At 70.2% G+C, this 14,736-nt stretch carries 12 protein-coding genes and 1 pseudogene; 7 read left to right on the top strand and 6 right to left on the bottom strand.

The features are described 5' to 3' along the window. Positions 1-11 precede the first annotated feature (11 nt). From O7601_RS20075 to eda, 3 genes are all read right to left on the bottom strand, one after another. Complete coding sequence (locus tag O7601_RS20075; RefSeq protein WP_281562632.1) at positions 12-869, bottom strand: DUF4253 domain-containing protein; 858 nt, start codon at positions 867-869, stop codon at positions 12-14. Positions 870-955: 86 nt separating this feature from the next. Further along, on the bottom strand, positions 956-2,053 hold the full coding sequence (locus O7601_RS20070) for a sugar kinase (protein ID WP_281562631.1): 1,098 nt from the start codon (positions 2,051-2,053) through the stop codon (positions 956-958). A 2-nt stretch (positions 2,054-2,055) separates the two neighbouring features. After that, the gene (gene eda, locus O7601_RS20065; RefSeq protein WP_281562630.1) at positions 2,056-2,694 is read right to left on the bottom strand and encodes a bifunctional 4-hydroxy-2-oxoglutarate aldolase/2-dehydro-3-deoxy-phosphogluconate aldolase; all 639 of its coding nucleotides are present in this window, start codon (positions 2,692-2,694) and stop codon (positions 2,056-2,058) included. Positions 2,695-2,740: 46 nt separating this feature from the next. Between eda and O7601_RS20060 the strand changes: the two genes are divergently transcribed. After that, complete coding sequence (locus O7601_RS20060; RefSeq protein WP_281562629.1) at positions 2,741-3,517, top strand: IclR family transcriptional regulator; 777 nt, start codon at positions 2,741-2,743, stop codon at positions 3,515-3,517. Between the two features lie 123 nt (positions 3,518-3,640). Here the strand turns inward: O7601_RS20060 and O7601_RS20055 are convergent, their stop codons facing one another. The 3 genes from O7601_RS20055 to O7601_RS20045 form a co-directional block, all read right to left on the bottom strand. Continuing rightward, entirely contained in the window at positions 3,641-5,017 is a 1,377-nt protein-coding gene (locus tag O7601_RS20055) for a glycosyl hydrolase family 18 protein (RefSeq protein ID WP_281562628.1), read from the bottom strand. A 263-nt stretch (positions 5,018-5,280) separates the two neighbouring features. After that, entirely contained in the window at positions 5,281-6,654 is a 1,374-nt protein-coding gene (locus tag O7601_RS20050; RefSeq protein WP_281562627.1) for an endo-1,4-beta-xylanase, read from the bottom strand. A 242-nt stretch (positions 6,655-6,896) separates the two neighbouring features. Then, entirely contained in the window at positions 6,897-8,576 is a 1,680-nt protein-coding gene (locus tag O7601_RS20045; RefSeq protein ID WP_281562626.1) for a cellulose binding domain-containing protein, read from the bottom strand. Between the two features lie 562 nt (positions 8,577-9,138). Between O7601_RS20045 and O7601_RS20040 the strand changes: the two genes are divergently transcribed. From O7601_RS20040 to nudC, 6 genes and pseudogenes are all read left to right on the top strand, one after another. Continuing rightward, positions 9,139-9,738, top strand: a complete 600-nt coding sequence (locus O7601_RS20040) for a DUF4956 domain-containing protein (protein ID WP_281562625.1) — start codon at positions 9,139-9,141, stop codon at positions 9,736-9,738. Then, a complete protein-coding gene (locus O7601_RS20035; RefSeq protein ID WP_281562624.1) occupies positions 9,735-10,565 on the top strand; it encodes a polyphosphate polymerase domain-containing protein in 831 nt (276 codons plus the stop codon). The genes O7601_RS20040 and O7601_RS20035 overlap by 4 nt, the downstream gene beginning before the upstream one ends. A gap of 125 nt (positions 10,566-10,690) precedes the next feature. Beyond that, positions 10,691-10,984, top strand: a pseudogene (locus O7601_RS20030) (chitobiase/beta-hexosaminidase C-terminal domain-containing protein); the annotation flags it as partial. Between the two features lie 12 nt (positions 10,985-10,996). After that, positions 10,997-12,676 (top strand): CotH kinase family protein, encoded by a 1,680-nt coding sequence (locus O7601_RS20025; RefSeq protein WP_348650269.1) that lies wholly within the window; start codon positions 10,997-10,999, stop codon positions 12,674-12,676. A 171-nt stretch (positions 12,677-12,847) separates the two neighbouring features. Next, positions 12,848-13,630 (top strand): SDR family oxidoreductase, encoded by a 783-nt coding sequence (locus O7601_RS20020; RefSeq protein ID WP_281562623.1) that lies wholly within the window; start codon positions 12,848-12,850, stop codon positions 13,628-13,630. 131 nt (positions 13,631-13,761) lie between these two features. Then, positions 13,762-14,703 (top strand): NAD(+) diphosphatase, encoded by a 942-nt coding sequence (gene nudC, locus O7601_RS20015; RefSeq protein WP_281562622.1) that lies wholly within the window; start codon positions 13,762-13,764, stop codon positions 14,701-14,703. Positions 14,704-14,736 lie beyond the last annotated feature (33 nt).

The raw sequence follows: 14,736 nt of genomic DNA, 5'->3' as shown, positions 1-14,736 counted from the left end.
GGCCACCCGGGTCAGTCCCACCAGAACGCCCAGGTCGGCGCGTCGACGATTCGCTCGGCGTAGGCGGCCAGGGTGCACGGCCGCTGCCCCTGCCACACGTTGTCGGGGCAGAAGGCGAAGTGCTCGGCGGCCACCCGCAACGCCTCGCTGGTCTCCTTCGGAGGCGCCGCGACGCTGAGATACAGCTCGGCGAAGCCGACCCCGATCACCCGGACCCCGAACCGGTCCTCCCAGCTGCGCAGCACGGCCGACAACCGGCCGGGATCGTTGGTGTGGTTCACCGCGCCCAGCCAGCCGAGGACGGCCAGGGCGTCGCTGCCCAGCTCGGCGGGGACCAGGCCGAGACGCATCGCCGGTTGGGCAAGCGACAACTGCTCGGCCCAGTGGTCCGCGTGCCGCTCCGGCGTCGTCCACGGCTCACCGGGAGGTGCCAAACCCGGCCAGTCCCGCCCGTACGGGGCGGTCACGGCGATCCGCCGGTCGTTGGACAGCTGGTCGTCGCCGTCGTAGGGGGTCGTCTGGCTGGCCCACCAGCCGGAGAGCAGCCGCTCCGGATCGTGCTCGGTCGGCGACGACCCACGCTCGGGCCAGAACTCGCCATCGTCCCAGGGTCGCGTCGGCTCACCGTCGTAGCCGTCGAACAGCAACGGCCACAACCCCGACTGCGGGTGCGCCGCGTGCAACCGCGACCACAGCGCGGCCGGAGCCGGGTCGTCGCTGAGCCACAGCGTGGGCCGGTCGGCGTCACCCCCGTCGCCGCGGATGGTCCGGCCGGGCGGCAGCGGCACGGACAACGTCCGGGGGCGCGCCGCGGCGTCCACGAACAACTCCAGCAGGTCAGGCGGCATCTCGTTCAGCTGTGCGGTCACGACGCGTGAGGATAGCGGCCAATTCTGACAATCCTCCGCGACGAGCCGGTCGCGTCGCCGGGCGGAGCGGATCGGTCCAGCCGGGGTCAGCGTTGCACGCGGGCGCCGGCGCCGCCCATCAACGCCTCCACCTCGGCCAGGCTGGCCATGGACGTGTCGCCCGGAGTGGTCATGGCCAGCGCGCCGTGCGCGGCGCCGTACTCCACCGCGAGCGCCAGGTCGCCGTCGCGTTCGAGCAGGCCGTAGATCAGCCCGGAGGCGAAGCTGTCGCCGCCGCCGACCCGGTCCAGGATCTCCAGGCCGGGTCGGTGGGTGGCCTCGGCGAACGCGCCGCCAGCCCAGGCCACCGCACCCCAGTCGTTCACGGTCGCGCTGCGTACCCCGCGCAGGGTGGTCGCCACCACCTTGAAGTTGGGGTACGCCTGCACCACCGCCTCGATCATCGCCTTGAAGTTGCCGGCGTCCAGCGCCCCGCTGTGGATGTCGGTGTCCGGCACCGGGAACCCCAGGCAGGCGGTGAAGTCCTCCTCATTGCCGATCATCACGTCCACCAGGCCGGCGAGTCGGGTGTTCACCTCCTGCGCGCGGTCCTGGCCGCCGACGGCCTTCCAGAGGCTCGGGCGGTAGTTCAGGTCGTACGACACGAGGGTGCCGTGCCGACGGGCGGCGGTCATCGCGGCCTCGGCGGTCCGCGCGGCCGTCTCCGACAGGGCGGCGTAGATGCCGCCGGTGTGCAGCCAGCGCACCCCGAGCGTGCCGAAGAGGTGATCCCAGTCGACGTCGTCCGGCTTGAGCTGGCTGGCGGCGGAGTGGCCCCGGTCGGAGGTGCCGACCGCGCCGCGCACGCCGAACCCACGCTCGGTGAAGTTCAGTCCGTTGCGGACGGTACGGCCGATCCCGTCGTACGGCAGCCAGCTGATCAGGCTGGTGTCGACGCCGCCCTGGAGGATCAGGTCCTCCAGCAGCAGGCCGACCTCGTTGCGGGCGAACGCGGTGACGACCGCGGTCCGCAGACCGAAGCAGCGGCGCAGGCCCCGGGCGACGTTGTACTCGCCGCCGCCCTCCCAGACCCGGAACTGGCGGGCGGTGCGGACCCGGCCCTCACCGGGATCGAGCCGCAGCATCACCTCGCCGAGCGAGACCAGGTCGTAGCGGCAGTCGGCCTTCGGCCTAGGGTTCACCACGCTCACACCGCACCTCCTGCGACGGCCAGCGCCTCCCGGGTGCGGGCGGTGATCTCGTCCCACTGCTCACCGGCGATCAGGTCGGCCGCGACCATCCAGCTTGCTCCGACCGCCAGGACCGCCGGCAGGGCCAGGTAGTCGGCGATCACCGCGGCGGTGATCCCGCCGGTGGGAATGAAGCGGACGTCGCGGAACGGTGCCGCGAGAGCCTTGATCATGCCCGCCCCGCCGAGTTGCTGGGCGGGGAAGAACTTGACCACGTTCAGACCGGTGTCGAGGGCCATCTGGATTTCGGTGGCGGTGGCCGCACCGGGCACCACCGGCACGCCGGCCCGTTGGCAGGCGTGGACCACGGCCGGCGCGAAGCCGGGCGTCACCACGAACCGGGCACCGGCCCCGACCGCCCGCTCGGCCTGCTCGACGGTGAGCACCGTGCCGGCCCCGACGGTCAGGTCACCACGGGCGGCGAGCGCCGCGATGGCGTCCAGCCCGGCGGCGGTACGCAAGGTCACCTCGACGGCGGTCAGGCCCCCCTCGACCAGGGCGTCACCGAGCGGGTCGGCGTGCCGCGCCTCGTCGAGCACCACCACCGGCAACACCCGGCCGATCGGCAACTGTTCAAAAGCATGAACGTTGGTCACGTACGTGACCTTACTGGAGGGGTGCGCCCTTCGCTAGAGTGGCCCCGTGTCCACCGCGCCTGAGGACTTCCAGCCCGTGAAGTCGGCCGGGCGCACCCTCGACCTGCTCGAACTGCTCGCCGATCAGCCGCAGACCTGGGCTCTGGGCGACCTGGCCCGGGCCCTCGCCATCCCGAAGAGCAGCCTGCACGGCCTGCTGCGCACGCTCGTCGGCCGCGGCTGGGTCCAGACCGACGAGAGCGGCACCCGGTTCCGACTCGGCCTGCGCGCACTGCGGGTCGGCGCCGCCTACCTGGACGGGGACGACCAGGTAGGCCTGCTGTCCGGCGTGCTGGACGAGTTGTCCCGTCGCTTCGGCGAAGCCGTGCACCTCGGTCGGCTCGACGGCGACCAGGTCGTCTACCTCGCGAAACGGGAGTCGGTGCACCGCCTACGGCTCTACAGCGCGATCGGCCGCCGGCTGCCGGCGCACGCCACCGCACTGGGCAAGGCCCTGCTGGCCGAGCACCCGGACACCGATGTCGATCGAACGCTGACCTGGCCGCTGGCCCGGCTCACGCCGCACACGGTCACCGACCGCGAGGCCCTGCACGCCGCCCTGGCGATGGTGCGGACCAGCGGGCACGCCGTCGACCGGGAGGAGAACGCCGAGGGCATCCGCTGCGTCGCGATGGCCGTACCGCTGGCCCGCCCGGCGCTCGACGCGGTGAGCGTCTCGGTGCCGGTCAGCCGGCTGAGCCCGGGACTCGAAGCGGCGATCGTCGCGGCGCTACGGGAACTGGTCGGTGGACTCGCCCAGGCCCGGAGCATGCTGACCACGTAGGCCGACCCCCGTCCGCCCTCCCCGCCGTCACGGGCATCCAAACCGCAATACAGGGAGGTTGTCGTCTCGTCCCGCCGCCCCTGCCCCCACAGGGGTGCCCGAGCGGCGGGACGAGACGACAGCTCAGGCCGGTAGGCGCCAGACCTGGTTGGCGCCGCCGAAGCAGTCCCAGATCTGGAGCCGGGTGCCGTCGGCGGAGCTGTTGCCGGTGGCGTCGAGGCACCTGTTCGACGCCGGGTTGCGCAGCGTACCGTTGGACTGGGCCTGCCAGACCTGGGCGCCGGTGCCGTTGCACTCCCAGAGCTGGATCGGGGTGCCGTTGGCGGTGCCGGCGCTGGTCACGTCCAGGCATTTGCCAAGGGCCCGCAGGGTGCCGTCGGTGGCCACGGTCCACCGCTGCGCGTTGGTGCCGTTGCAGGTGTAGAGCTGGATGGCGGTCCCGTTGGCGGTGGCCGCGGCGGCGACGTCGACACACTTCCCGGCGATGCCGGTGATCTGGCCGGTCCGACCGGTCGGCGGCGGGGAACCACCCATCACGGTGTCGTAGATCGCACTGACCAGCGACGTCGCGCCACCGGTGTCCTGGGTCAGTTCCCAGTTCATCATGCCGCCGGCGTTGGCCATCGTCCACTGGGTCTTGCGCTTGACCGTCGGTACGCCGTTGTAGCACTGCTGAGCGCCGCCGACGGTGGTGCAGTCCCGATTGGCGTTGGCCGGGTCCATGCCGACCAACTGGGTGTACGTGTAGTAGCCCGGCCGGCTGTAGAACGGCACCCCGAGGATCGCCTTGCTGGCCGGCAGGCCGCGAGCCTTCCAACCGTTCACCGCGTTGATCGACCAGTCGTAGTTGGCGTGGGGACTACCACCGTCGTACGCCATGATGTTGAGGAAATCCACGTAGTTGAAGACCGACGTCGGCACGCCGTCGCGGTAGTAGCCCTCCGCCACCACCGCCGCGGTGAGCAGCTTGCCCTGTGGGCGCAGTGCGTTGCTCAACTGCTGCATCAGCAGGGTGAAGTTGTTGGCCGAGGCACCCGGGTCCGGGTACTCCCAGTCCATGTCGACGCCGTCGAGGCCGTACTGGTTGACGAAGCTGACCACGCTGTTGACGAACGTCGTGCGGGTGCCGGCGTTGGCCGCGAGCGCCTCGAAGGCGGAGTCGTCGCCGTCGTTCCAGCCGCCGATGGCGATGGAGACCTTGACGTTGTTCGCCCGAGCCAGCGACACCAGCGAGCTGAGCTTGCTCGGGTTCTCCACGGCGCGCAGGGTGCCGTTGCTGTTCGGCAGCACGAACGCGTAGTTGATGTGGGTGAGCTTGGTGTACTGGACCGAGTTGACGTTGCCGGTCCAGGACGGCAGGTAGCCCACGCTCTTGAAGTTGTTCGGCAGCACCACCGCCTGCGCGGCGGTCGGGGTGACGGCGAGCGTGGCACCAGCGGTGACCAGCGCGAGCAGACCGGCGGCGAGGGCCGAGCGCGGCCGGGGACGTGGTGAGGACATCGAGGACCTTCCCGTGGCAGGTGAGGGTGCCGTGCCGCCACGGCCGGTCGTTGTGGAGCCGCCGATGACCGGCCGTGGCGTACGGGTGCTGGGTTCCTCGAGGCAGCCAAATCTTAAAGAGTGTTAACCGTAACGGTCAATGATGTTCTTCTATCCAACCTGCTGCCGGCTCGGCCGAACGGACACCGCGACGACCCTCGCCCCGACGAACGAACACCGGCCGTGCGGGGCTTGCCCCGCACGGCCGGTCCGGCTCGACTCGGTCAGCCTGCGGTGCAGGACCTGATCTGCGGTCGGGCGCTGGAGTTGCCGTTCATCATCGTGGTGAAGCCGAACGTGTTGCCGCTGCCGTTGGAGCGCATCGTCATCACGTTGCCGCTGCTGTCCCAGGTGGGGCTGCCGCTCCAGGTGGAGGAGATCCGCTGCGGCGGGGTGATGGCGACGACCACCGACCAGGTGCTGGCACCGCTTACCGTCACGGAGGTGTTGTAGCGGTCACCCCAGACCTGGCCGGGGGTCACCGTGGCGGTGCAGCCACCACCGGGCGGCGGAGTGGTCGGGTTGCCGGTGGGCGGCGGAGTGGTGGGGTTGCCGGTGGGCGGCGTGGTGCCGTTGTTCAGCGCGGCGAGCACGGCGTCGTACGCCGGCTTCTTCTGGCCACTGCCGTTGAACAGCAGCGGGTTCTCGCTGGAGCGCCACGAGTCGGAGTCGCGGATGCCCCAGACGGTGATGCCCTTGCAGCGCGCGACGGCGAGGCAGTCGTTCACCACGTTGCGGTACGCATCGGACGGGGCGTTGCGGATGTCCAGCTCGGTGATGTGCACGTCGACGCCGAGAGCGGCGAAGCTGGACAGCGTGGTGCGGTAGTTGCTGGGGTAGTTCGAGCCGCCGGTGAAGTGCGACTGCAGGCCGACGCAGTCGATCGGCACGCCACGGCTCTTGAAGTCCTGGACCATCCGGTAGACGGCCTGGGTCTTGGCGTCGCTCCAGTTGTCGATGTTGTAGTCGTTGTAGCACAGGTCGGCGTTCGGATCGGCCTGCCGAGCGGCGCGGAAGGCCGCCTCGATCCAGTCGTTGCCGGTGCGTTGGAGGTTCGAGTCACGCCGGGCGCCGCTGCCGCCGTCGGCGAACGCCTCGTTCACCACGTCCCACCACTCGATCTGACCCCGGAAGTGAGTGGCGACCTGGGTGACGTGGTTGAGCATGGCGTTGCGCAGCGTGGTGCCGGACATGTTCTGCATCCAGCCGGGCTGCTGCGAGTGCCAGGCCAGGGTGTGCCCGCGGACCAGCATGCCCTGGCTGCGAGCGTGCTGGACGAGCCGGTCGGCGTTGCCGTAGTTGAACTGGCCCTGGTTCGGCTGGAGCGCGTCGATCTTCATCTCGTTCTCGGCGGTTACCTGGTTGAACTCACGGTTCAAGATGGTCGTGTACGCCGAGTCATTGAGCCGGCTCACCGCGACGGCGGTGCCGAAGTAACGACCTCGCTCGGCCGCAGAGGCACCGAGGGTGCTCGCGGCGCTGGCGCTGCCGGGCAGGACCACGGCGCCCGCGGTGGCGAGCAGGCCGACGGCGGCGGAAACGACGAGCGCGGCGCGCAGTCGCCTCGACCGTCCGGGTGCTCGGGAAGAGTTGGCCATGACGCTCCTTCCGGGTCCGGTGGCCCGAACTGGGCAGCATGAATCCGGACTTATGGGTGCGGAAAGGGTTGACCGTGCACACCCCGACCAAAGGGTCGCATCGGCCTTACTGGGCCGAAGTATTGCAGCGAGATTTCACACACGTCAATGATTTCCGGAAGTTCTACGGAAGTTTCGGAGCGTCACTGGGCATGACGGCCCTTCGCCGCCATGCCCAGTGACCCGACTCGCCGCGTCGAAAGCTACCGGGCGGCGCAGGTGGGGGTCATCCCGCTGCCGGTGCCGGTGCCCTGGAAACCGAACTCGGTCGACTGCCCGGCGGCGACGGACCCGTTGTAGCTGACATTACTGAAGGTGACCGCTCCACTGGAGCCGCTGCGTTGGGCGTTCCAGGCGTTGGTGACGCTGGCGCCGGAGGGCAGCGTCATGGTGACCGCCCAGCCGTTGAGGGCGGCCGAGCCGGCGGTGACCCGTACGGTGGCGACGAAGCCACCCGTCCACTGGTTGACCGACACCGACGCCGAGCACGCGCCGCCCGCCGGTGGCGTGGTGGGGGGCGTCGTCGGAGGCGTGGTGGGCGGGGTCGTCGGCGGGGTCGTCGACGGGGTCGTCGGAGGCGTGGTGGGCGGGGTGGGCGGCGTGGTCGGGCCGTCGGCCAGGGTCGGCGTCTGCCAGTCCCGCCACTCGGAGAGGTTGCCAGCCTTACGGCTGGAGACCCGGAAGACGCCCGCCGAGTTGCCCGTCTTGAGCAGGAACTTCTGGATGTTCTGCTGCAACGGGACGCGCCACTCCGGCCGGGAGGCGCAGTGCGTGCCGTCCTGGACGTCGGACCAGTAGCTGATGTTGTCGCCGGCTCCGAGTGCCCGGTAGACCTCCGCTCCGGCCAGCGCGGCGACGCTGGAGGACCGGGCGGCCAGCCAGTCGATGTGCGGGTTGTCCATGATGAGCAGTCCACGCGGCGCCACCATGGCCACGGTCTGGTGAGTGTCGATCGGCAGGCTCGCCGGGTTGCCGGTGTACGAGCCGAAGGCGTCACCCAGCCACGGCTGCTCGCCGTACGCGCTGCTCAGCGGTTGGGCACCGGACTCGCCGGGGATGCCCCGGAAGATCGGCGAGCCGGCGCTGCCCGACTCGATCGGCATGGTCAGGGCGATGCGCTGGTCGAAAGCGCCCGTCACGAAGGCACCCTTGCCGTAACGGGAGCACCCGGTGACACCTGTCGCGTCCGCGCGGAGGATGTTTCCGCCCGACTGCTCGATGACGTCGATGATCCGGCTGACGCCCCAGGCCCAGGCGACCAACAGCCCGCTGCTGCTCGACGAGCCGTAGATGCTGTAGAAGGCGCCCTGCTTGTTGTTGCGGGGCGTGCCCTCCCGCCCCACGGCGAGCGGGTCATAGCTGATCACGGCGGCACCGGCGGACCGGATGGTCGCGGTGTCCGCGCCGAACCCGCCCAGTACCACCACGGCAGGGTAGGGCCCACTGCCACCGCTGGGCAGTTGCACGCTCGCGGAGAAGCTGGCGGTACGGCCGTTGTGCGCCACGTTCACCGTGATGCTGGTGTTCGAGACCGTGCCGCTGACAGTCTGCGGTTTCGCCGGCTTGTCGCCGTAGACGTACCGCTGCGCGAGCTGCTTGGTCGCCGCACGCTGACAGCGCCAGTCCGACTTGGCCGAGATTCGGCTCCCGTCGAGCCTTCGGAAGGGGTCGGGCAGTCTGGGGTTGGCCGACGGCGTACCCGGATTCGGCGTCGGACAGTCGACGCCGTCGTCCTCCACCGAGGAGACGACCGCGAGGCCGTCGGCGGCCCGGGCCACGCCCACCTCCGCCACCGTCAGTGTCGTTGCGGCGAGGGCGAGCGCCGTCACCGCCAGTACGACGACCACCGACCGGCCCCCTGGGCGGGCAAGCTTCGTAGTCACTCCAGACCTCCTCCAAGTAGACGCCGAAGAGGACGATATTGATCGAGATGCATCGACCGTCATCCGCCGGGTAAGTTTCGATCCGCGAAACGAAACATGTCAATATAGTTTCGGTGATTATCGGTAGGCAGCAGCGGCGGGGCGGGCATCCAGCCCGCTGACATCAGGTCGCGCCGGGTGACCCACGAGGGCGGTCACGGCCGGAGCGGCGGTCACAACCACCGGCCGGCGCGAGCGGCCACCCCGCGGTGAGCGGCAACCGCCTGAGGTTGTTTACCCTGGGTTCACCACCGGTCCACACCTGGTCCACTCGCGCACGAATCGCGCCCCGACCAGCCGACCGACCCGAGTCAGACGCTCACGGAAGCGCCCGGCGCGCGCCAAAAGTCCAGGTTGGCGCAACATTGCCATTGACCCGGTTCGATGCGTCCGACTACTATTTCCCGAAATAGTTCCCGCAAGTTTACCGAGACTTTCGGTTGCGTTCGATCACTCTGCCGCAGCTCGTGCCGACGAGATGAGACGGGGCCGGCGCGACAGCGACCCAGGAGGAAAACACCAGATGTCGCAGCTCATCCTGTTCGCGATCGACATCGGCGCGGTGGTGCTGCTCGTCTTCGGGCTCTACTTCCCGAGACACCGCCGCCGCGACCTGGTGGTCGCCTACCTCGGCGTCAACGTCGGTGTCCTCGCAGTGGCCAGTGCGCTCAGCGCCAGCAACGTCGGCGCGGGCCTCGGGCTCGGGCTGGCGCTGTTCGGCGTACTGTCGATCATCCGCCTGCGGTCGACGGAGCTCGACCAGCACGAGGTCGCCTACTACTTCTCCGCGCTGGCCCTGGGCATCCTCGGTGCGTTGAGCACCACCTCGGTATGGCTCAGTGCCGGGCTGATGGGCCTCATCCTCGTGGTGATGTTCCTGGGCGACCATCCCCGGCTGCTCCGCCACTACCGGCACCAGATCATGGTGCTCGACTCGGCCGTGACCGACCACGTGACCCTCGTGGCCCAGCTGGAGCAACTGCTCGGCGCACGTGTGCACGTCGCCACCGTGCAGCGACTTGACCTGGTCAACGAGACCACCGTCGTCGACGTCCGCTACTCGGTGAAGGGCCGGGCGACCAGGACCACCGCAACGCAGGCCAAGGCGGGAGCCGCCCGATGATCATCCAACCGATCACCGCGCCCCTGGCAGCCATGGACGCCATCGGGTTGACCGAACTCATCGACCGGGCCGCCCTACAGACCAGGGTGGACCGCAAGTACCTCGTCCCGCTCGACCGGTTGCCACTCCTGCTCGACCAGCTCATCCCGCACGCACGGGTGCTGGAGATCGACGGTGCGCGAAGCTTCCGCTACGAGTCGGTCTACTTCGACACCCCCAGGTTGGCCAGCTACCACTGCGCGGCCTACCGGCGACGACGCCGCTTCAAGGTGCGCACCCGCACCTACCTCGACTCGGCCCTGTGCTGGCTCGAGGTCAAGATCAGCGGAGCGCGCGACAGCATTACCAAACACCGGTTGCCATACGATGCGGGTGACCGCACGACCGTACGACCCGGCCGTGACTTCGTTGACCAGGCGCTCGCGCGGGAGGCTATCTGCCCACCCGCCGGCAGCGCCCTCGATCCGGTGCTTGTCACCAGTTACCGCCGGGCGACGCTGCTGCTGCCGGTGACCGCCAGTCGGGTCACCATCGACACCGGGCTCGCCTGGCAGGCGGGCGGCACCTCACTGCATCTGCCGGATGTGGTCGTGGTCGAGACCAAGACCAGCGCCGCCGCATCGCCGGCCGACCGGCTGCTCTGGCAGCTGGGGCTGCGGCCCGCCCGCATCTCCAAGTACGCCACCGGACTGGCGGCGTTGCGTCCGGACCTGCCGGACTCGCCCTGGCGTAGGACACTGCGCCGCCATTTCCGCACCACCCCGTCGGTGGGCACGGCACCGACCGCCACCACCCACCGTCCCGTTCAGGAGGCATCGTGCGTCTGACCGACCGCAGCGTCGGCACCTCGGCGGCACCCCAGCGCATCGCGGGGATCGCGGCCGTCGCCGCGCTGGTCACCGGGTTCCTCGTCCCTTCGCCGGCACCGGCCGGTGCCGAGCCCCTTGCCGGCATGTCCGGTTCCACCATCCCGGTCGACCGGCCCGCCGGTTCCCGCACTGCCGCGGCTACCGAGGCCGCCGAGGACCTGGTCGGCGACATCGGCTTCTCCGTACCCAGCGGCACCTTCACCGGCGAGGTCTTGGTGTCGTTGAGCACCACCGTGAGCGGTGCCCAGATCCGCTACACCACCAACGGCCGCCTGCCCGACGCGCAGTCGCCGCTCTACTCCGGCACGGCGCTGCGCTTCACCCGTACGACGCAGCTGCGGGCCCAGGCGTTCGTCGGGCAGACCGCGTCGGGCGCACCCGGCACCGCCATGTACGCCGCCCGCAACACCAGCACCGCACACGACCTTCCGGTCGTGCTGATCGACTCGTACGGCGCCGGGCGGCCTGACCGGGAGTACTTCGACGCCACCACGATGATCTTCGAGCCGGGCGGCGGCAGCACCTCCCTGGCCGCCGCACCCACCGTGGCCACCCGGGCAGGTTTCCGGCTGCGCGGGCAGTCGTCGGCGATGTTCGCCAAGACGCCGTTCCGGCTGGAGTTCTGGGACAACGAGGACGACGACGCCGACTACCCGGTGCTCGGCATGCCGGCCGACTCCGACTGGGTGCTGCGCGGGCCGTTCAGCGACAAGGCGCTGATCCGGGAGGCGTTCGTCTACGACCTCGGGCGGCAGATGGGCCTGCCGGCCCCCCGGTACGCCTTCGCGGAGTTCTACCTGAACACCGACGCCGGCCCGGTCGGCGCCGACGACTACATGGGCGTCTACATGCTCGTCGAGACGATCAAGAACTCCAAGGACCGTCTCGACCTCAAGCAGCTACGTGAAGACGACCGGAGCCTGCCGAAGATCACCGGCGGCTACATCTGGAAGTTCGAGTGGATGGCCGCCGAGGAGCCGACGTTGCCCTGCACCGGGCCGGCGGCGACCTGCTGGAACTACCTTGAGGTCGCCGACCCGTCGCCGTTGCAGCCAGAGCAACGCGACTGGTTGCGCAACCACATCCAGGAGTTCCACAACGTGCTGCGGGCACCCAACTTCGCCGACCCGGTCAGCGGCTACCGGGCGTACATCGACGTGCCCTCCTTCATCGACCAGCTCATTATCAACGAGCTGAGCCGGGAGATGGACTCTTACATCCGCAGCGCGTACTTCTACAAGGACCGCGACACCAAGATCTTCGCCGGCCCGCTCTGGGACTACGACCTCACCTTCGGCGTGGGCGGCTTCTTCCAGAACGACCAGACCGCCGGCTGGCAGTACCAACAGATCCGCCAACCGCTGGCCAACGACTGGTACACGCAGTTGATGCGCGACCCGGCCTTCGTCAACGAGGTGCGGCTGCGCTGGCAGGCGCTGCGCCGGGGGCCGCTCTCCGACGCGTCGTTGCAGTCCCGCATCGACAGCCTCAGCGCGCCGCTGACCGCCGCCGCGCAGCGCAACTTCCAGCGCTGGCCGAACCTGAGCACCCGAAACGTCGGGCCCTTCATCACGCCCACCGCGCCGACCTGGCAGGGGCAGGTCCAGTTCATGCGGGACTGGATGCTGCGCCGCGCGGCCTGGCTGGACTCGACCGCCGGCTGGGGTGGATCCACCACGCCGCCACCGACCAACCCACCGCCCACGACCCCACCGCCGACCACCCCACCGCCCAGCACGCCGCCGCCCACCACGCCGCCACCCGGCGCAGGCGGCTGCACCGCCACCTACACGGTGACCAATCAGTGGTCCGGCGGCTTCCAGGGCGAGGTACGGGTCACCGCGGGCGGCTCGGCGATCCGCGGCTGGACCGTGACCTGGACGTACCCGGCCGGGCAGACGGTCACCCAGGCATGGAACGCCACAGTCACCAGCCAGGGATCGGCGGTGACCGCCCGCAACGTCAGCTACAACGGCAACCTCGGCGCGGGCGCCAGCACTACGTTCGGTTTCCTCGGCTCGACCACCGGCGCACCCAGCACACCCACGCCGACCTGCACGGCGAGCTGATCAAAAAGCGACCGTCCGGCACCGGTCCGTCCAGCGGACCGGTGCCGGACGTCCGGGTGGCAGGACGACCGTCCCGTGAGCCCGGTTGGTCGTGCCGTCGTCCCTGGCCGCCCGGTCGGGCCGGAGCTGTAGCGCGCCCACGCAAGATCCCGGTTCGGCAGAATGGCGGGCATGCGAATAGATCTTGCTGGCCGCACCGCGCTCGTCACCGGTTCGACCCAGGGCATCGGCCGGGCCATCGCCGCCGGGCTGGCCGCGGCCGGAGCCCGGGTGGGGGTCAACGGACGCTCTGCCGACTCGGTGAACCGCGCCCTGGCCGAGCTGGGCGAGGGTGACTTCGTCGCGGTACCGGCCGACGTCGCCACGGCCGACAGGGCGCTCGCGGCCGTCGAGGCTCTCCCCGACGTCGACATCCTGGTCAACAGCCTCGGCATCTTCGGCGCCCAGCCCGCCATGGAGATCACCGACGACGACTGGCGGCGGTACTTCGAGATCAACGTGCTGGCGGCGATCCGGTTGACCCGGGCGTACCTGCCGGGGATGCGCGAGCGTGGCTGGGGTCGGATCCAGTACATCGCGAGCGACTCCGCGGTGGTGATCCCGGCCGAGATGATCCACTACGGGGTGTCCAAGACCGCCCTGCTGGGCGTGTCCCGAGGCTTCGCCAAGGAGGCCGCCGGGTCGGGGGTCACGGTGAACAGCGTCATCGCCGGGCCCACCCACACCGGCGGGGTCGAGCAGTTCGTCCGCTCACTGGTCGGCGACGACCTGCCCTGGGAGGAGGCGCAGCGGGAGTTCATGCTCCGGCACCGCCCGCAGTCGCTGCTGCAACGGCTCATCGAGCCAGCCGAGATCGCGAACCTGGTCGTCTACCTGTCGTCGCCGCTGGCCTCGGCCACCACCGGCGCGGCGGTACGAGTGGACGGTGGTTACGTCGACGCCATCCTGCCCTGACAGCACGGCGGGCCACGGCGGGCCCTGGGTCGAACACCGACGCTCGCTTACCTCTTGTACTACGACCATAGTGCATTTACTCCGTCGAGCCGGTGACCGCGCCACCAGAGGCGTCCGGCACGATCGGCAGCATGGTGTTTCACGGTCTCGCGTACACCGCGACAACGCACGACCGGGCGGCGAGCCTGCGCGCCGACCCGGCTCGGGTCGCCGACCTGCTCGACCGCGACGACAGCCAGGTGCTGCCCATGTGGCGCGACCGGCCACTGCTGACGGCCGACGGCAGGCCGGTGCGGCTCACCGGTCCGCCCGCACGCACGCTAATGGCGGCGGCCGGTCAGACCGCCCTGCTCGGCCTCGACGGCGCCAGGGCGAGCTTCGCCGCCGACCTCAGCGAGGTCGAGGAGACCGAGGCACTGCGCCTGGCTACCGCGCACGGCAGCGCTGACCTGCGCGCGCTGGCCACCACCCTGCCCGAGCCACTCGCCGCGACCCTGGCGTACGCGCGCGGCCTGCTCTACTGGAACCGGCACGCCAGATACTGCGGCACCTGCGGCGCGACCACGGCCAGCGCCGACGCCGGTCACCTGCGGGTCTGCCAGGGCCCCGACTGCGGTCGCCAGTTGTTCCCCCGCATCGAACCCGCCGTCATCGTGCTGGTGGAAGGCCCCGGTCCGCAGCCACGCTGCCTGCTCGCCCGGCATCACGGCGCGGGCTCGAACGCCTTCTCGCTGCTCGCCGGCTTCGTCGAGATCGGCGAGAGCCTGGAGGGCGCCGTCCGCCGCGAGGTCGGCGAGGAGGCTGGTGTGAAGGTGGGCACGGTCACCTACCAGGGTTCCCAGGGATGGCCGTTTCCCGCCGGCCTCATGGTCGGCTTCGTCGCCCGGGCCGTCGACGAGGCGATCGCCGTGGACGGGCGCGAACTCGTCGAGGCCCGATGGTTCACCCGAACCGAGATCGTCGAACGCGTCCTCGACGGTCCCGGCTCGGGGCCGGTGGATTCCATCGGCGGTCGACTGCTGCGTTCCTGGGCCGGGCTCGACCGCCCGCCACTTCCGCATGCCGAGGTCTGAAACCTGGCCAGCACGGCGCACCCGCGAATGGCG

This window comes from Verrucosispora sp. WMMD573, from assembly GCF_027497175.1.
In the GTDB taxonomy this organism is placed as follows: Bacteria; Actinomycetota; Actinomycetes; order Mycobacteriales; family Micromonosporaceae; genus Micromonospora.
Note: the sequence above shows the minus strand (reverse complement) of the source record. Positions and strands in the feature narration are given on the sequence as shown.